Raw genomic sequence first — 18027 nt, forward strand, 5'->3', positions numbered from 1 at the left:
AAACCAGAAAGAATATCTAAAGTTATTTGTTGGACACCAGATAACTTTGGAATGACCTGCACATGTGCAATTTTCATAAAAATGACCTATAAATAACAACAAACGACTACTTAAATAGAATACATTTGAAAAATGATGCGACGATAAAAAATCTATATTTAATTTTATCAAACAAACTTCTTTTACTTGCAAAGCCGGTCGTGGTGACAGTCGAACTATGGCGACGATATAAAACAAGAGGTTCATTTAAGAAATGTACTTCTCCGTAATAACTTCCTGTCATACCTAACCACAGGTCGTGCCCTATAGGATAGAGAGGAAATGGTGTTGCTTTATTCACAACTGAGCGATTAAACGCCATACAACAACCATGAAAGGAACTTTTAACTATAGTGCGAATAATGTTTGCGCTAGGAGTGATATATGAAAAGTATGACTTAATTAAAACCTTATCATTTTCATCAACCACTGTACAATTACAGACTACTACCGTAGGCTCTTTACTTTTCAGCAGTGGCAGTGCTTTATTAACGCGACCTTCAAGCCAAATGTCATCTTGATCGGAAAGAAATATATAATCTCCATTAGCCTTAGAAAGAGCGTTTTGGACGTTCAGTGAAACTTTAGCCAGAATATTACTCACGTCTATTGTCTGCTCATCCGGTCGAAATAGAAACACTTTGATTCGGGGATCATTAATTTCTTTAATCACGTCCAAAGTATTGTCGGTAGAGTAGTTATCAGAAATTATTATTTCGTCTTCTGAGGAAATTTGAGGTAAAATACTATTTATTTGTTCTTTTATAAATTTAGCGCCATTATACGTAGGTATACAAACAGATATCATTTTTCCCCTCGCACATACTTCTTGTAAAAAACTTTTATAAAACTACTTTTTTTAGTTCTAATAGCCAGTTTTAAACCTCTTACCAGAACCATCATAAAATAAATGAAATGATCATATAGCTTTTCTCGATGGCAATTTCTGGCACAATCACAGTAAATTGCATATCGGATGAGTAGGTTGTTAAAGTTCTCATCCTCATTAGATAAGTCTTGTTGTAATGAAAGTGGCATTAGATAAAATTCAGATGAGATAGTTTTAAGCCTCTCAATGAATTGAAAATCACTGAAGTCCAAATAGACATTTTCGTTATAACCACCGCAGCGAAGCGCTACCTCAGCATTAAGTAACATACCGCTATTTATTGGTGAGTAGGTATCAAGTGAATAAACAGCCGAGTCTAATTTCCCGATTACAAATCCCCGATGCATGGCATATTTAAGAGGTGAACAATATTCGCCTTTCTTTGTGATAAGGCTAGGAACATAAAGATTGACATTGGGAGAATTTTCAATTGATTTTTCGTAAACACTCAATGACTCGGGAGGGAAAGATGTGTCCTGATCTAAAATTAGGACATATTTATAACTTAACTCCAAAGCTTTTTTCAAACCGGCATTATAAGCAGTACTGACCCCTGGATTAGTGGGATCTTTTATATAAATTACATTTCTTCCTCTATAGCATTTATCTACCAGTAAAGGATCGTCTTGACCGCCGGGGCTATTATCGTAAACATAGATATCGCTGATTGTATCTTTTTTATCACTGTCAAGTAACGTATTAATACTTTCTGCTTCATGAATATGCTTTTTATATAAAACAACTATGGGTAATATTACTTTATTCATATTTGAAATTCATAACCTTTAACAATCTCATTGTGAAATAAATTCATTAAGAGTATAAAGCTTGACAGTAGAATTATAATAAATCTAACCATTCGATTTTGTTTGCAGTAGCTTGCTAACATTGGTAATACAACTATATCTGCTACATAAAATAGTTCACTTACTCTGATCGCAAAGGCTGGCAACGACGATAAAAGAACCAAGCAAAGAGGAGATAATGAATATATTTTGCAGAGCAAAACTATTGATGTGTTATTTTCAAATTTTTTTGCATTAGCAAATATGAATAAAATCACACCAAGCCTGATTATCTGAATAGCAGAAATAACATTGACAGGCTCAATCATTTCATTTTCAGTTTGAAAAGTATAAATGGCAAACTTTTCTTGTAAAACAGGAATAGGTATATATTGCAAAAGGCGAAGGGGGTTGATATTCAAGAATATTAAACCATAACTTATACCTATCAATACACATGTTACTAAAATAAATTGACTGTTAATTTTCCTTTTATCAAATATCAACGCTATAAATAATACCACCATTGAAAAATGGAAAAGTGCCGATAACAAAACAAGAACAACAAAATTTCTTTTATTATTTTCTATGAGATGCTTTAGAGCAAAAAAACCAATGGCACTCGCAGCACCTATTCTTATTTGTGTTAACTCATGAATGAAATAAAAGTTCGAGTAATATACAATCAAGGACAAGCATATATAAGGGGAAAAATATCGAATATATTTTGATTTGTAATACAGCGCTATCAACGCATAGACAACAAATATTAGAATCGGGGAATTTGTAAAGGCATGAGATATATATGTGAGCAATATAAAAGTTGGTTCAATCGTATATTGATCACCATTTATTAAGTATTCATAAATACTAATATATGTTTTATAATCTCGATCAACTTCATCCCCCCTCATAATTGCAAATATGAATAGGACAAATATACCTAAATAAAAGAATTTTCTATTGTTTTCAAAACAACAACAAAAAATCAAAAATAGCAGAACAATTATATAGATTAACATTTAGGCCTACTAGTGGTTATCGAACTTTCTCATTCCTTTGCGAAGAAAATATTTTAATAAATAATATCGCCTACGCATTCCCCAGAAAATCTTCATTGGCTTTGCTAATATCTGATAAAACAATCTTATTTTAAAGCTCACCTGTTGTAATTGCGTTTTCTTTAAATCGGCGCCCATTATTGTAAAGCATTTTATTTTTTCTTCTAAACTCGAGATTTCTATTTCAGATTTATAATTAATCCAACCGTGATGGATTACTGTAAAGTTTCGCGGCGTTCTACAGGAATATAACTCTGGGCGAAGATATCTAATATGATCGGGATAAAACTTATATCCTGTAATTGACCAATCCCATCGGTAAATAGCTGCTGTTGTATCGACAGGCGAAATATAAAGTGAACCTATTTTTTGTTTTTCTTTGTATAGATTCAGTTCCTGTTCATAAATTTCTTGGTAAAAGTTATCTTTAGCTATCAGATCCCATTCTAATGAAAGGCCTATTTTACCCAGACACTTATACTCATCCATCAAAGCAATCAAATCGCTAAGCCAGCATGTTGATTCATTTTGGTTTTTAAATTCAATATCACCATCGGTAAGGACAAAATAATCAGATAATGAATTATCTTTGATTTTATCAAGATGATTATTCAATCCCAAAACCCAAAAATTATTTTTGTTTTTTAAAACTGATATTTTGGGATGTGATTCGTAATCATTAAGAATAAAATTTTGCTCAATATCCTTTGAGTTATTGTCTACAATATATATATGGAACGGAAATTTCGTTGTTTGCAGTATTGAGTCAACGCATGTTTTTAGTAGATTATTTTCATTTCTTGTCATTATAACAATTGGTATAACTTGACTCATTTCAAACCCTTTTCAAAATCTGTTGTTTCATGAACGTCCGAAGGTCTCTGCTTCCTATTAAAAAGATTAAACCGCCGATGACTGATGAAATCATACCTAAGATAGCGCAATGAATGACAAACTGACTTAATGTATTTCCATGCAGCGTAGTTATAAAGTCCATTTTTTCAATCAAGAGGTAGTATAATGCCGCTACAGTTAACAGCGCCAGGATCCAAACTGATGCATGATGTACTGCGAATTGGCTTGTGCTTTTATTGAATGCTCTGAGATACAAATAATAGGGCCTGGCCGCCATGATAATACAAACATTTGAAATTATCGTTCCAATAATGACGCCATTTATTCCCATAAACTGTACTAAAATGAGAGAAAATATTAGATTAAGGCAGCCTTCTAAAATTGGAAGATGAGTATCTGACATATATCCATAGGCAACTTTAAAGATGTCGACTGATGTCCTTGCAATTAGGCAAAAACAGTTAAATGCCAGCAGAGCTACAGTTAGATTAGGCAATACCACATTGCTACCAAGCCAAAGTGTTATTAGGCTGCTCGAAGCTGTATAATAACAAAACGCGAATATCGAAGAGCCGCACATAAAAATAGTGTTTATTTGCATGAACTTTGAAACAGCGGCTTCGTTGCCTTTCTCATGCAAATAGTGCCCAAATGCCGAATTAAGTGGAACGCTTAACGTGGTAATTAAAAAGGACATCGCCTGCGCCAGCATAATATACGATGAATAAGACGTTACATAAGAAAGGCTTAAAAAGATTGAAATAATGATATAATCGGTATTAAAAATAAGAACACCAGAAACTTTATGAATGAAGGTTTTTTTTATTTCTGCAAAGATATCCTTTTTAACTCCAACTAATGCATCTATATCTATATTACTCGTTAAATAATATTGTTGCCTTACAATTTTCTTAAAGAAATACATCTGGAATAGCACAGACACTATTTCCAAAAAACTAAATAAAATGAAGCCGAAGCCGAATTTGAGAATGATAATTTGTAATAAAAAACATAACACCCGACCTAAACCGTTAATTATCCTGAGATAATGGACTTTCTGATCGGCGGTAAGTAAAATCGACTCAGCGCTATAACTATAAGATAGAGCTGTGCTAAAAACAAAAAACAACCACGGGAGATATAGGTTGTAAAGGTCGATTTGTGATTTTACGATAAAAGGTAACAGTGTAGCTAAAATCAATCCTATTGCCAGAATTGCCTTCTGAATAAGTTTATAAATTTTGTTTATAGCAAAGAATGTTAAAGATAATGAATTATTATTTTGGTCATTTAATGGCTTGAATAATAAATAGGTCGAAGCAGTACCTAATCCTAACTCTGCCAGATTTAAAAAGCCTAGCATTTGATTTATAAGCAGATAATAACCGGTTAACTCCGTACCTAGCGTATCAAAAAATACCTTCCTTACCCAAAATGTCATTAACATTATTAGTATGGAAAAAATAAAGCCATATTTAAATGACTTCATTACACTTTTTTTTCTCATAGATAAAATATCATCTTATGTCTTCAAACATTAAATGTTACGTAAGCATTTAATATCTGAATCAATGTTGATTATGATCATTTTAAACACTGGCCTTGAAATCTTACAACCATCCTTTAACAGACAAATAAAGCGCTGACTTAATACAGATCAAAATATCTAAATATGGAGGTTGTATCAATAAATTGCCAATTTAATAATCGTACACTTCCCTTGAAACCAGATTTAAAGAATAATTGGTTATTATTTTTATCCCAATCTTAACCAGTCAATAACCTTTAATTATCTTGAGAAGATACTGACCATAAGCGTTTTTAGATAATGGCGCGGCGAGGTTTTTAACCTGCTCCGCATCAATAAATCCTTTGCGATACGCAATCTCTTCCGGGCACGCCACCTTTAACCCCTGACGCTCTTCTATGGTCGCAATAAAGTTACTGGCTTCAATCAGGCTCTGATGTGTACCGGTATCCAGCCAGGCAAAACCACGTCCCATCATGGCAACGGACAGACGGCCCTGCTCCATATACAGACGGTTGATGTCAGTGATTTCCAGCTCACCACGTGGCGACGGTTTAAGGCTCTTCGCCATTTCAACCACGCTGTTGTCATAGAAATAAAGACCCGTCACGGCGTAGTTACTTTTTGGTTCAGCTGGTTTTTCTTCCAGGCTAACGGCCGTGCCCTGTTTATCAAACTCAACAACACCATAGCGCTCCGGATCGTTCACATGATAAGCAAAGACGGTAGCTCCGCTCTCTTTGTTCACAGCGGAGTCCATCAACTTCGGCAGGTCATGGCCGTAGAAGATGTTGTCACCTAACACCAGGGCACAATCGTCATCACCAATGAACGCTTCGCCAAGTATAAATGCCTGAGCCAGGCCATCAGGGCTCGGCTGCACTTTGTACTGCAGGTTAAGGCCCCATTGGCTACCATCACCGAGCAGTTGCTCAAAACGAGGGGTATCCTGAGGGGTACTGATAATCAGGATGTCACGAATACCCGCCAGCATGAGCGTGGAGAGCGGGTAGTAGATCATTGGTTTGTCATAGATGGGCAGCAGCTGCTTGCTGACCGCCATCGTCACCGGGTACAGACGTGTTCCCGAGCCACCGGCTAAAATAATCCCTTTACGCGTTTTCATTTCATCATCTCTTTAATGTGCAAAATGCCCGTAAACGGGCATTTAATTAAAAGTCAGACCGCAGTGGTCGTAAATAGCTCAGCCAGCATTCGTTTCACACCGGTTTCCCATGCAGGTAATACCAGGTCGAAGTTCTGCTGGAATTTCTCAGTATTCAGACGGGAGTTATTCGGACGACGCGCAGGGGTAGGATAAGCGCTCGTAGGCACCGCGTTAAGCTTTGTAATCGCCAGTTCAATACCTGCTTCACGCGCTTCGTCGAATACCAGGGCGGCGTAGTCATGCCAGGTGGTCACGCCACCCGCAACCAGATGATAGAGTCCTGCAACTTCAGGTTGTTTCATCGCCACACGAATCGCATGCGCTGTACAGTCTGCCAGCAACTCAGCTCCTGTTGGCGCGCCAAACTGATCGTTGATGACCGACATCTCCGTACGCTCTTTGGCGAAACGAAGCATGGTTTTCGCAAAGTTATTGCCTTTACCCGCGTAAACCCAACTGGTGCGAAAAATTAAGTGGCGGGCGCAATTTTCCTGCAAAGCTTTCTCACCGGCCAGTTTGGTTTCGCCATAGACATTCAGCGGCGCAGTGGCATCTGTCTCCCGCCATGGTTTTTCGCCGTTGCCCGGGAAAACATAATCGGTGGAATAGTGCACAACCCAGGCGCCGATTTTGGCGGCTTCTTTGGCAATGGCTTCAACGCTTGTAGCATTCAGCAACTGCGCAAATTCTGCTTCTGACTCGGCTTTATCTACGGCGGTATGGGCAGCCGCATTCACGATGACATCAGGCTTAATGCGACGGACGGTCTCAGCCACCCCTTCAGGATCGCTGAAATCCCCGCAATACTCGGTGGAGCGAACATCCAGGGCAATCAGATTACCCAGGGGCGCGAGTGAGCGCTGTAGCTCCCAACCCACCTGCCCTGTTTTGCCGAACAAAAGGATATTCATTACTGACGTTCCCCATAGTTCTGCTCAATCCAGGACTGGTAGTTGCCACTTTTCACGTTCTCAACCCATTCGGTATTAGCCAGATACCATTCCACCGTTTTGCGGATCCCGCTCTCGAACGTCTCCTGCGGCTTCCAGCCCAACGTCTGGCTAATCTTATCGGCATCGATGGCATAGCGACGGTCATGACCCGGGCGGTCAGTCACATAGGTGATTTGATCGCGATAGGACCCCTCTTTCGGTACGATTTCATCAAGCAGATCGCAAATCGTATGGACCACATCCAGGTTCTGTTTCTCGTTATGGCCGCCGATGTTGTAGGTTTCACCTGCTTTACCCTGAGTCACTACGGTATAGAGCGCTCGGGCGTGATCTTCTACATAGAGCCAGTCGCGGATCTGATCGCCCTTGCCGTAAATCGGTAACGCTTTACCTTCCAGCGCGTTCAGGATCACCAGTGGGATCAGTTTTTCCGGGAAATGATAAGGGCCATAGTTGTTCGAGCAGTTAGTCACGATGGTCGGCAAACCGTAGGTACGTAACCAGGCGCGCACGAGGTGATCGCTGGAGGCCTTCGAGGCTGAATAGGGGCTGCTTGGTGCATAGGCCGTGGTCTCGGTAAACAGCGGTAGTTCCGTTGACGCCGGGTGTTCATCCGGATGCGGCAGATCGCCATACACTTCGTCGGTGGAGATGTGGTGGAAACGGAAGGCTTTCTTCGCCTCTTCGCCAAGCGTTGACCAGTATGCCCGGGCAGCTTCCAGCAGCACGTAAGTCCCGACGATATTGGTCTCGATGAATGCAGCCGGGCCGGTAATCGAACGGTCAACGTGGCTCTCTGCCGCCAGATGCATAACGGCATCAGGCTTGTGTTCGGCAAAAATACGATCCATCGCTGCTTTATCGCAAATATCAGCATGCTCAAAAGCGTAACGCGGGTTGGTGTTCACGTTAGCAAGAGATTCCAGGTTACCTGCATAGGTCAATTTATCGACATTAACGACTTCGTCCTGAGTGTTTTGAATAATATGTCGGACAACCGCAGAGCCGATAAAACCGGCACCACCAGTAACAAGAATTTTCACGCGTTATTTTCCGTTAAATGAATATTTCGGGATAGTGACGACTGCCGCGGCCTTTAATCGCGAGGCAGAAATCAGACACGCTACCGCCCCTGGCTTTACAGCTACCAGTGCACTGAACGTTGTCGTAATTGAGGTAATTCACCGCCTGACCCCGTTAAAATCGCGACAGGGTAGCGTTCAAGTCAATTAATAATTGTCGTCTTAAATGCTGGCAGAAACAAGGGAAAAAAGCAGGCTAACAACACAAAAAAGCTGCAATTAAACCTCTGAAATTTAAGGGTAAATTTAAAAAAAGAAAACGGCAGTGTCATTCTCATGGCCAATAACGCCTGGAATGATCCACTGCCGTTTAGTCAACGACCAACCAACCGTTAGTCGTTGGTTAAGAGTTTCATCATGCTTTCGCGGAACTTCTGCCCTTCTTTCAGATTACGCAGGCCATACTGAACAAAGGCTTGCATATATCCCAGTTTCTTACCGCAGTCGTAGCTGTCGCCGGTCATCAGCATAGCGTCTACAGACTGCTTCTTCGCCAGTTCAGCGATAGCATCCGTCAGCTGAATACGATCCCAGGCACCTGGTTCGGTACGTTCCAGTTCAGCCCAGATTTCCGCGTTCAGCACATAGCGGCCGACGGCCATCAGATCGGAATCCAGCGTCTGAGGTTGATCCGGCTTCTCGATAAATTCAACGATACGGCTGACTTTACCTTCGGTATCCAGCGGCTCTTTGGTCTGAATAACGGAGTATTCAGACAGATCGCCTTTCATGCGCTTCGCCAGCACCTGGCTACGGCCCGTCTCGTTGAAACGCGCCACCATTGCCGCCAGGTTGTAGCGCAGCGGATCGGCAGAAGCATTGTCCAGAATGATATCGGGCAGGACGACCACGAACGGGTTATCCCCCACTACAGGACGCGCGCACAGAATAGAGTGGCCCAGCCCCAGCGGCTGCGCCTGGCGAACGTTCATAATGGTCACGCCCGGTGGGCAGATGGACTGCACTTCCGCCAGCAGTTGACGCTTAACGCGCTGCTCCAGAAGGGCTTCAAGTTCGTAGGAGGTGTCGAAGTGGTTTTCCACCGCATTCTTGGAGGAGTGCGTAACCAGAACGATTTCTTTGATCCCTGCAGCAACAATCTCGTCGACGATGTACTGAATCATCGGCTTGTCAACGATCGGCAGCATCTCTTTAGGAATGGCTTTTGTGGCCGGGAGCATATGCATGCCGAGACCGGCTACCGGAATGACTGCTTTCAAATTAATCATATTTCTTCCACCTTAAAATGGTTGCCGAATTATAGCCCTTTAGCCTGGTTTCGCCAGCACGAATTGCTACAAATCTGGAGATGATGTTACGCAATTACAGCGTAAATTTCAGCGGATGCAATCCGAATAGTCGCGCTTTAATTCCAGGAATCCTCGCAAAATGCCGGCTGGTTAATATTTAGCGCTTCGGCAGGTTAAAATTCAGCCGTTCCGTATTGAGCGTATGATGGTCAATTCGGTCGATATCGACCGAACTTTGCCCCTTTTCATTAACCGCGTTAATGTTCGCCAGCGAAAGCAGCGTTTCGTCCCGCGCCATAAACTTCCCGCGCACATCTTTGCGCAGATCAAAATTCAGCTTCAGGGCTGGGCCCCTGTCTGCATCCTGCATCACGTTGATATTACGCATAAAAAGATGCTGAGGTTTATTATGGAACTCCAGAGAGGCGCGCTTCATCTCAAGGTTGGTGAGGGCGACGAACGAGGTTTTATTGCCGGAGGAGATCTGTATTCCGCGCAATTTTCGTGCAAGTTTCTGGTTATCCAGATGAATATTGTTGAGGCGGAAATTCTGCGGTATCGACAAATAGTCGCCTTTAATCACGCCGTAACCAATTAACATCCCGGCGCTGTCGGTCATCTCAACATTATCGATGACAAAATTATCGCAGCCATATATCGCGACCGTTGCGTTATCAATACCCGCTTTCTTACTAAAGTCCGGGGTGATATTGCGGGCCTTAACATTACGTATGATAAAGTGTTTGCCGTTTTCAACGTGCACCAGCTGACGGCAATTGCTCCCGGTAATATTGGCCACCACGAAGTTCTTTACCGTCTGGTCTTCAGGGTAGTTATTGTCGTAGGTGCTGCCCGCCAGACCGATGCCGATACCCCAGTTAATTTTCCCGTTAGTGCAGTCGATATGGTCGATCACGTGGTCTGAGATGAGGATGTTTTTGTCATTAATCGCCACGTTCCATTCGATGGCGTCACCCTGCAGGTAGCTGAAATGACAGTTGGTAATCTTTACGCCATCCATCTGGTTATGAAACCCCTGGCGCAGGATTGCATAGTTGGCTTTAGTGACCCGCAGGTTGTCGATCAGCAGATTACGCATCACCCGCTTTTGTTTACCGCCAATGTAGATCTGGGTCACCGGGCCATAGCCGCTCATCGCCAGTCCCTGGATCACGCAGTCAGAACCGCGCACGTCGAGGGTGATGTTTTCGCTGCGCCCCTTCCCTTCCCCGATTACCTTGCTGCCATCCTGCAATACCAGCCGCCCGCGGCCATTGCCGGTCATCGCACCGAGAATGCGCAGGGTTTTGCCCTCGGGAATAAAAATGGCGGCGTTGATGTTCTCGCAGGTGACGTCCGCAGGTACCACGACGGTATCACCCTCGGTAAAGGCCTTCTTAAATGCGGCAATTCCGTCACGAAGGTCATACCGGCTGATCTCCACCGTGGCAGCGTTTTTGGCGGCCCGAACGCCGACCAGCGGCGCGGCCGCCAGCACGGAACAGGTGGTGACAAACGCGCGTCGCGTCATCTCTTTCGGCATATCGCCTCCGTTTAAAGCGTGTGTAGCAGAGTGGCTAACTGTCGATTGATAAGGTGTTGATTGAAATCGGTCTCCACCTTTTTGCGCGCATTGTGCAGCACAGGCGAGAGCTCCTGATGGGCAATCGCGGCAAACTGTTCAAGCTGGTTAGCCAGCGCCTCCGGATTGTTCTCCTCCACCAGCCAGCCGGAATGGCCTGGTTCGATCAGTTCAGGAATACCGCTATGCACTGTGGACAGGACCGGTATGCCCACCGCCATGGCTTCCATCAGCGCAACCGGGATCCCCTCCATATCACCGTCTGCGCCGGTAACGGAGGGAAGTAAAAAGATATCGGCGGCATCGAGCATGGCTTTGACCTCATGGCTGGGCTTGAACCCTGGCATCTCGACATGCGCCTCCAGCTCATACTGTTCGATCAGGGTGCGCAGCCGGCGCTCCCAGGGGCCAATGCCCAGAATACGGTAGCGAAAATCCACCCCACGCGCTTTCAGCTGGCGGCAGGCTTCGATTGCCACGTGTAGCCCTTTTTTCTCCGTCAGACGTGCAACAGAGATGATTTGCAGTGGGCTTCCCGGCGTTTTAACCGGCCGCTGGGTAAAGCGCTGCATATCCACGCCCATGCGCGAAACGGTGATTTTCTCCGGCGGACAGCCCATGGTTTTGAGCCGCCCGGCCCACAGTTCGCTGATGGGCAGCATCATGTCGCCGCGCTGAAAGAGCCGCTGGTATTCAGGTGTATAGTGGTTCAGCACCTCACGGCTGGAGATATCAATGCCGTGAAAGACGGTGGCGATTTTCCCCTCAATAACGCCCAGCTCGCGCAGCTTGGCCGCCGTCACGCCTGCCGGACCGAAGTGGGCGATAAACACATCCGCACGCCAGGGACGCTGCGTCTGGCCGCAAATGGCGGAGAGGATCAGATTGCGCGACTCGGCGCCATAGCGGGAGATATTCAGCGCCTTCCAGGTGCCAGGGCGGTGCAGCCCGCGCAGGGTCTGGCGGGCGCGGTAACGCAGTTTCGCAAGCCGGCCCTGGGGCTCATCCTGCAGCCAGCGGGTTTTGCTGGCGAGGTCATACTGCGTCCATGCGGCGTGGGTATTTTGCGTATCGCCCTTTTGCAGGGCGATAATCTCCACGTCATATCCCATATCGATAAAGGCGGTGATCTGATTAAGCACAAACGTTTCGGAGGAGAGCGGGAATTTCAGTAAGAAGAAACCAACCTTCATTTGCCCTCCCCGACCCGATCCAGTACCGATTTCACCATTTTGATGCCGTTTTCACGTTCGGCTTTCACCGCTACCGCCAGGCGTTCGTTGATGGCTGACAGCTGGCCGAGGGTATCGCCGACCATTGCCCCCAGGGAGCCGTCCAGCAGATGACGAATATCCACCGCCATCTCCGGCATACCCAGCTGCTGCATGATCCCGGCAGACTTGTGTTCGTAGTTAATCGCGATGGCCGGGGTGCCGAAGTTCATGGAGATAATGGCCGAATGCAGACGGGTGCCTACGGTCAGATCGCACGCCCCCAGCAGCTTGCCCATCTCCAGATCGTTAAGTTCGTCCATCACCACATGGTAGCGGGACGGATCGCTGACGTGCTGGCGCAGATTCAGCGCCACCATCCGGTCATCTTTGTTGTAGCTGTCGATGCCGGTACAGGTAGAGAGCGCCAGCACCTGATAGCCGCTGTCCAGCACCCGGTTGACCACCTCAGCAAAGGCTTTCTCATAGGCCGCCTGGGTGGTGCCAAGACGCTTATCAAACGGCGCCAGCTCGCGCAGGGTAATGGCGACGGTCTTCTGCTGCGCCGCCACGTTCAGCCAGTGCTGCACGGCATAGCTGGGGGTAAAATTCGCCTCCTGATGATCCACCAGCCAGGCGGTATCCACTCCCTGCTCGACCTTGCTTGTGTCGATCTCGCTACGCTGCATCAGATTCAGGCTCACCGACTCGCGCAGGATTAGCGCGTCACAGTGACCAAACACGTAGTTTGCCAGCTGATTGAACTGGGGATCCTGGAACGGACCGACGCTGTGACCGACCATAAACAGCGGCTTTTTCGCCATAAAGGTGCAGAGCGCATGCTCAAACTGCGGCACGCCGTAAAGGTCGACAAAAAAGGATCCGCCCACCTGAATAATGGCGTCGTAGCCGGAGAGCAGACGGACAAAATCGGTAAAGCCCTGGGCAATGGCAATATTACGCAGCTTGCCGGTGTCGGTCACACGTGACAGCAGCACCTGGTGCTGATAGCGGCGGCGCAGCACCTTTTTCACCCGGCCCATCACGCCCGCGGCGCTGTTATGCTGCTTCATCTGGCTGTAGAGCGGATCGCCCATCACCGGGCGGTTCAGTAGCCAGGAGGAGCTGACCGGATAACGGCTCATCACATCCACTTCTGTCTCAGGGGAGAGGGTGTAAATCGCATCCAGCAGGCCGCGCAGAATGGCGCTGTCACCGCGGTTGCCACAGGTATGGTTGCCCAGAATCAATAATTTCATAATAACCTCTTAAAAAATTCCCCTCCCCAGCGGAGAGGGGGAGGAAATAATTAACCTGCGCGAAGCAGCGTTTTCATCTTTTCGTTGCGGCAGAACTGGCGCTTGATCTCCACCACCAGCGCGTTCCGCGACAGCACAATCATCACCGCGAAGGCCAGGGCGCCCGCGGCGACCTGCACCGCCAGCAGCGCCGCCAGCGGCAGATGGCCTTGCAGGGCCAGCCCTAAGCCATAGCTCACGGCAAGGGTTGGCAGTGAGAGGTAAAACGGCAGCCAGAGGCTCAGGATGTACTGGCGGTAGCTGGAGCCCAGCACCGGCTTAATCATTACGAAGTAGCTCAGGATGGTGTTGACGATCTGCACCAGCAGGAAGCCCAGCGTGACGCCCATCGCGCCTGCCAGATGGCCGCCGATAACGATCGCCGGAATAAACAGAAAGGTTTTGAAGACGTTGAATTTAAAGCTGATATCGACGCGGGCTTTTGCCATCAGCAGCGATCCGATCGGGTTGCCGACGGAGCGCAACAGCCCCACCACGCACAACAGTTGCAGGATCGGTACAATGCTCAGCCACTTCTCACCGAATACCAGCGGCACCAGATTGCCGGAGACCACCATCAGCCCCAGCAGGGTCGGGAAGTTAATGATCCCCACCACCGACAGCAGCTTGTAGAAGTTGAGCCTGAGTTTGTCGGTGTCATCCTGAATTTTGGCGAACGCCGGAAACAGCACCCGGGTGATGATCGGGTTGAGCTTCATTGGCGGAACGACCGCCACGTTGTACGCCAGGTTATAGCCCCCGGCGACGCTGGCACCGAGAATACGCGCCAGCACCAGGGTAGAGAGGTTGGTATTCACATAGTTGATGATGCTGTCGGCGGTCAGCCAGGCGCCGAAGCGCAGGTTGGAGGACACCGATGCGAGCGAGAAGTGGAAGCCCGGACGGTAGATTTTGCGCCCGAAGTAGCCGAACAGCAGCGTGCGCACGACAGAGTTGACCAGGTAGCCGAGGATGGCGGTTAACGCCAGCGGCCAGAAGTGGGCGCTGATCACGGTAAAAGTAAATCCGGCCAGCACCGAGCTGGTCTCGATCATGCCGATCTTGCTGAACTCAAGCTCCTTTTGCATCAGCGCGCGGAACTGCTGTCCGTGAGGGATCACCACAAACGCGAACGACAGCGCGCGCATCAGGGGCGCCAGCTCAGGGTTATTCAATACCCGGGCAATAAGATCGCTCAGCAGGAACAGCGACACGAACACGAGAATACCGAGGCCGACATTAAGCCAGTAGAGGGTGGTTAGCTCCAGCTGGCTAATCTCTTTGCGCTGAATAATCGAGTTGGCGATGCCGAAATCAGACAGTGTATCGGCGAGGGCGATGATCACCAGCGAGACGGTCAACAGGCCAAACTGGTGGCTATCGATAATGCGCGCCAGCACCGTCATCTGCACCAGCCCAAGGCCGATGATGATCACCGTCGCGATAGCCGACCACTTTGCCCCGCTGAGGGTTTTTTCACGTAAGCTCATGTCAGTACGCCGCTTTGTTCACAAAGCCCTTGAAGATGGTCAGAAAGACGATCTTGATATCGAACCAGAGGCTCCACTCGCGGATGTACTCGAGGTCGAACTCAATGCGTTTTTCCATTTTCTCCAGGGTGTCAGTTTCGCCGCGCCAGCCGTTGATCTGCGCCCAGCCGGTGATACCCGGCTTCACCTTGTGGCGCAGCATGTAACCTTCGATAAGCTGACGATACTGCTCGTTATGCGCTACCGCGTGCGGGCGTGGGCCGACAATGGACATCCCACCGGTAAACACATTGATAAACTGCGGCAGTTCATCAAGCGAGGTGCGGCGCAGGAAGTTACCCACGCGGGTGACGCGCGGATCGTTTTGCGTCGCCTGGGTCACCACGTTGTCGTTTTCCATCACCTTCATGGAGCGGAATTTCCACACCATGATCGGCTTACCATCCATACCGTAACGGGTCTGGCGGAAGATCACCGGCCCCTTTGACGTGAGCTTCACCGCCAGCGCAATGGCGCACAGCACCGGGGAGATCAGCAGCAGGATCAGGGATGACAGCACGATGTCCTCCACGCGCTTCAGCACCCGGTTGAGGCCAGAGAGCGGCGTGTCATACAGGGGCACTACCGGTACGCCGTTCACCTCTTCGATACGGGAATGCAGAATGTTAAAGGTGAACACGTCCGGGATGAGGATCACCGAGCAGGTGGTGTCTGCCAGCTTACGCATCAGGGTTTTGATACGGGCCTCGTCGCTCATCGGCATGGCAATGTAGACGTTATGGATCTTGCCCGCTTTGGCATCGTCAATCAGCTGCGAATAGTTACCGGCCCAGTCCGAAGAGACGCCACCCGGCTGCGCGTCGTGATAAACGCCCACCACGTCAAAGCCCAGCCACGGCTCTTTGCGAAAACCGTCAAGCAGCGCCAGTCCGGCCGGCAGGCTCCCGGCTACCGCCACCCGGCGGGTGTTGTAACCCCGGTTACGCAGCCAGCCCGCGCCAAAGCGGATCAGAGAGCGACAGACCACCATCCCCACGCTGGTTAGCAGATACCAGGCAAAATAGGTAGCAAAGCGATTATCGAAGTCGTTGTTGAAGGCCACCAGCCCGAAGCTGAAGACCAGGCTTAAGGTCCAGTTCTGCAACAGCAGTTGCAGCTCGGTGGTGATTTTGACGCCCCGCCATGAACGGTAGAAGTCGGTCATGCCGCCGATCATCTGGAAGACGACCAGCGCGATCAGCGCCATCAGCAGATGCATGTAGAGGAACGGCAGCCCGCTGATTTTACACACCATCCACAACCCACCGAACATGATGGTGATATCAGAAAAACGCTGCACCATAGAGATTAACGATGCATTCGTTTTGGCTCGCTCGCGCTTTTTTAGATTTGTCATCGTTGTTCCTGTTTCAGGGCCCCCTCCCCCAACGGGAGAGGGGGAAAGGTTACTGATTCAACAGCGCCATAATGTCCTGTGTTCGCGCCGCCATCAGCGCCGCATCGGCACGGGATTCTACGTTCAGGCGCACCACCGGCTCGGTGTTGGACGAGCGCAGGTTGAAGCGCCACTGCGGGAAGGTCATGCTGATACCGTCTGTACGGTCGATCTCCAGCGCGTGCAGGGCAAAGTGATGCTCCACCCGGGCAATCGCCTCGGCAGGTGCCGCCAGCGTGCTGTTGATCTCGCCGCTCGCCGGGAAGGCCGCCATGCGGTCGCGCACCAGTTCACCCAGCGACTGGCCCTTCAGGCACAGCAGCTCGGTCACCAGCAGCCACGGGATCATCCCGCTGTCGCAGTAGGCAAAATCGCGGAAGTAGTGATGGGCGCTCATCTCGCCGCCATAAATCGCGTCTTCTTCGCGCATCCGCTCTTTGATAAAGGCGTGACCGGTTTTGGACATCACCGGTGTGCCGCCTGCCGCGGAGACCACATCCACCGTATTCCAGGAGAGGCGCGGGTCATGAATGATGCGCGAGCCGGGGTTTTTCTCAAGGAAGGCTTCCGCCAGCAGGCCGACGATATAGTAGCCCTCGATAAACTGCCCCTTTTCGTCGAACAGGAAGCAGCGGTCGAAGTCGCCGTCAAAGGCGATGCCCATATCCGCGCCATGTTCAATCACTGCATTGCGGGTATCGTCGCGGCACTCCGGCAGCAGCGGGTTTGGAATACCGTTCGGGAAGGTGCCGTCCGGGGTGTTGTGCACTTTGACGAAGGTGACCGGCACGTTAAGCGCCTTAAAGCGCGCTTCCAGGGTATCCACCACCGGGCCTGCGGCGCCGTTGCCGGAGTTGATGACCAGCTTCAGCGGTTTGAGGTTCGCCACATTGATGTAGCCCAGCAGGTGATCGATGTAAGCATCACGCAGATCGATTTTCTTATAGCTGCCGCGCGTTGACTCGTTCACCGGTGGGAAGTCGTTGGCTTCCGCCAGACGCTGTACGTCGCGCAGGCCGGTATCGCCGCTGATCGGGCGCGCACCCTCGCGCACCAACTTCATGCCGTTATAGTCCATCGGATTATGACTGGCGGTCACTTCGATCCCGCCGTCCACGCCTAAATGGAAGGTGGCAAAATAGATCTCTTCGGTACCGGAAAGGCCGATATCCAGCACATCCACACCCGCGTCCTGCAACCCTTTAGCCAGCGCCAGTTTTAACGCTTCGCTGGTCAAACGGACGTCGCCGCCCAGCACGATGGTTTTCGGCTTTAAATATTCGCCATACGCGCGGCCAATGCGCCACGCAATGTCCTCATTCAGCTCTTCACCGAGCTTGCCGCGAATGTCGTAGGCTTTAAAACAGGTTAACTTTTGCATCATTACCCCTTTTTCAGGCA

Annotated in this window: 15 protein-coding genes; all 15 read right to left on the reverse strand. The window is 48.4% G+C overall.

Annotated elements, in window-relative coordinates; translation table 11 throughout:
• Window positions 1-106: 106 nt before the first annotated feature.
• The 15 genes from ACOKCT_RS07505 to cpsG all read right to left on the reverse strand — a co-directional run bounded on the left by ACOKCT_RS07505 (window position 107) and on the right by cpsG (window position 18007).
• Window positions 107-847 carry a glycosyltransferase gene (locus tag ACOKCT_RS07505; protein WP_263950450.1) on the reverse strand — a complete coding sequence of 247 codons (741 nt, stop codon included), beginning with the start codon at window positions 845-847 and terminating at the stop codon, window positions 107-109.
• Window positions 844-1695 (reverse strand): glycosyltransferase, encoded by an 852-nt coding sequence (locus ACOKCT_RS07510; RefSeq protein WP_263950449.1) that lies wholly within the window; start codon window positions 1693-1695, stop codon window positions 844-846. Before ACOKCT_RS07510 ends, ACOKCT_RS07505 begins: the two co-directional genes overlap by 4 nt.
• The gene (locus tag ACOKCT_RS07515; protein WP_263950448.1) at window positions 1692-2735 is read right to left on the reverse strand and encodes an EpsG family protein; all 1044 of its coding nucleotides are present in this window, start codon (window positions 2733-2735) and stop codon (window positions 1692-1694) included. Before ACOKCT_RS07515 ends, ACOKCT_RS07510 begins: the two co-directional genes overlap by 4 nt.
• A gap of 9 nt (window positions 2736-2744) precedes the next feature.
• Window positions 2745-3608, reverse strand: a complete 864-nt coding sequence (locus ACOKCT_RS07520; protein WP_263950447.1) for a glycosyltransferase — start codon at window positions 3606-3608, stop codon at window positions 2745-2747.
• Between the two features lies 1 nt (window position 3609).
• Window positions 3610-5118: a lipopolysaccharide biosynthesis protein gene (locus ACOKCT_RS07525; protein ID WP_263950446.1), complete on the reverse strand. Its 1509-nt coding sequence runs from the start codon at window positions 5116-5118 to the stop codon at window positions 3610-3612.
• A 286-nt stretch (window positions 5119-5404) separates the two neighbouring features.
• Window positions 5405-6283 carry a glucose-1-phosphate thymidylyltransferase RfbA gene (gene rfbA, locus ACOKCT_RS07530; protein WP_263950445.1) on the reverse strand — a complete coding sequence of 293 codons (879 nt, stop codon included), beginning with the start codon at window positions 6281-6283 and terminating at the stop codon, window positions 5405-5407.
• Between the two features lie 53 nt (window positions 6284-6336).
• Entirely contained in the window at window positions 6337-7236 is a 900-nt protein-coding gene (gene rfbD / locus ACOKCT_RS07535; RefSeq protein ID WP_263950444.1) for a dTDP-4-dehydrorhamnose reductase, read from the reverse strand.
• A complete protein-coding gene (gene rfbB, locus ACOKCT_RS07540; RefSeq protein ID WP_263950443.1) occupies window positions 7236-8321 on the reverse strand; it encodes a dTDP-glucose 4,6-dehydratase in 1086 nt (361 codons plus the stop codon). Before rfbB ends, rfbD begins: the two co-directional genes overlap by 1 nt.
• Before the next feature lie 371 nt (window positions 8322-8692).
• Window positions 8693-9589, reverse strand: a complete 897-nt coding sequence (gene galF, locus ACOKCT_RS07545; protein WP_263950442.1) for a GalU regulator GalF — start codon at window positions 9587-9589, stop codon at window positions 8693-8695.
• A gap of 178 nt (window positions 9590-9767) precedes the next feature.
• Window positions 9768-11153: a colanic acid biosynthesis protein WcaM gene (wcaM, locus tag ACOKCT_RS07550; RefSeq protein WP_103180210.1), complete on the reverse strand. Its 1386-nt coding sequence runs from the start codon at window positions 11151-11153 to the stop codon at window positions 9768-9770.
• Between the two features lie 11 nt (window positions 11154-11164).
• The gene (wcaL, locus tag ACOKCT_RS07555) at window positions 11165-12385 is read right to left on the reverse strand and encodes a colanic acid biosynthesis glycosyltransferase WcaL (protein ID WP_103180211.1); all 1221 of its coding nucleotides are present in this window, start codon (window positions 12383-12385) and stop codon (window positions 11165-11167) included.
• The gene (gene wcaK / locus ACOKCT_RS07560; RefSeq protein WP_103180212.1) at window positions 12382-13662 is read right to left on the reverse strand and encodes a colanic acid biosynthesis pyruvyl transferase WcaK; all 1281 of its coding nucleotides are present in this window, start codon (window positions 13660-13662) and stop codon (window positions 12382-12384) included. Before wcaK ends, wcaL begins: the two co-directional genes overlap by 4 nt.
• 50 nt (window positions 13663-13712) lie before the next feature.
• Entirely contained in the window at window positions 13713-15191 is a 1479-nt protein-coding gene (gene wzxC / locus ACOKCT_RS07565) for a colanic acid undecaprenyl disphosphate flippase WzxC (RefSeq protein ID WP_103180213.1), read from the reverse strand.
• A gap of 1 nt (window position 15192) precedes the next feature.
• Window positions 15193-16587 carry an undecaprenyl-phosphate glucose phosphotransferase gene (wcaJ, locus tag ACOKCT_RS07570; RefSeq protein ID WP_103180214.1) on the reverse strand — a complete coding sequence of 465 codons (1395 nt, stop codon included), beginning with the start codon at window positions 16585-16587 and terminating at the stop codon, window positions 15193-15195.
• A gap of 49 nt (window positions 16588-16636) precedes the next feature.
• Entirely contained in the window at window positions 16637-18007 is a 1371-nt protein-coding gene (gene cpsG / locus ACOKCT_RS07575) for a colanic acid biosynthesis phosphomannomutase CpsG (RefSeq protein ID WP_263951655.1), read from the reverse strand.
• Window positions 18008-18027 lie beyond the last annotated feature (20 nt).

The sequence above is a fragment of the Leclercia sp. M-A074-M genome (assembly GCF_965195605.1).
GTDB lineage: Bacteria > Pseudomonadota > Gammaproteobacteria > Enterobacterales > Enterobacteriaceae > Enterobacter.

Excerpts from the sequence above, each read along its gene's own strand:
- ACOKCT_RS07505 (WP_263950450.1), bottom strand. The coding sequence starts at position 847 with ATGATATCTGTTTGTATACCTACGTATAATGGCGCTAAATTTATAAAA.
- ACOKCT_RS07510 (WP_263950449.1), bottom strand. The coding sequence starts at position 1,695 with ATGAATAAAGTAATATTACCCATAGTTGTTTTATATAAAAAGCATATT.
- ACOKCT_RS07515 (WP_263950448.1), bottom strand. The coding sequence starts at position 2,735 with ATGTTAATCTATATAATTGTTCTGCTATTTTTGATTTTTTGTTGTTGT.
- ACOKCT_RS07520 (WP_263950447.1), bottom strand. The coding sequence starts at position 3,608 with ATGAGTCAAGTTATACCAATTGTTATAATGACAAGAAATGAAAATAAT.
- ACOKCT_RS07525 (WP_263950446.1), bottom strand. The coding sequence starts at position 5,118 with ATGAAGTCATTTAAATATGGCTTTATTTTTTCCATACTAATAATGTTA.
- rfbA (WP_263950445.1), bottom strand. The coding sequence starts at position 6,283 with ATGAAAACGCGTAAAGGGATTATTTTAGCCGGTGGCTCGGGAACACGT.
- rfbD (WP_263950444.1), bottom strand. The coding sequence starts at position 7,236 with ATGAATATCCTTTTGTTCGGCAAAACAGGGCAGGTGGGTTGGGAGCTA.
- galF (WP_263950442.1), bottom strand. The coding sequence starts at position 9,589 with ATGATTAATTTGAAAGCAGTCATTCCGGTAGCCGGTCTCGGCATGCAT.
- wcaM (WP_103180210.1), bottom strand. The coding sequence starts at position 11,153 with ATGCCGAAAGAGATGACGCGACGCGCGTTTGTCACCACCTGTTCCGTG.
- wcaL (WP_103180211.1), bottom strand. The coding sequence starts at position 12,385 with ATGAAGGTTGGTTTCTTCTTACTGAAATTCCCGCTCTCCTCCGAAACG.
- wcaK (WP_103180212.1), bottom strand. The coding sequence starts at position 13,662 with ATGAAATTATTGATTCTGGGCAACCATACCTGTGGCAACCGCGGTGAC.
- wzxC (WP_103180213.1), bottom strand. The coding sequence starts at position 15,191 with ATGAGCTTACGTGAAAAAACCCTCAGCGGGGCAAAGTGGTCGGCTATC.
- wcaJ (WP_103180214.1), bottom strand. The coding sequence starts at position 16,587 with ATGACAAATCTAAAAAAGCGCGAGCGAGCCAAAACGAATGCATCGTTA.
- cpsG (WP_263951655.1), bottom strand. The coding sequence starts at position 18,007 with ATGCAAAAGTTAACCTGTTTTAAAGCCTACGACATTCGCGGCAAGCTC.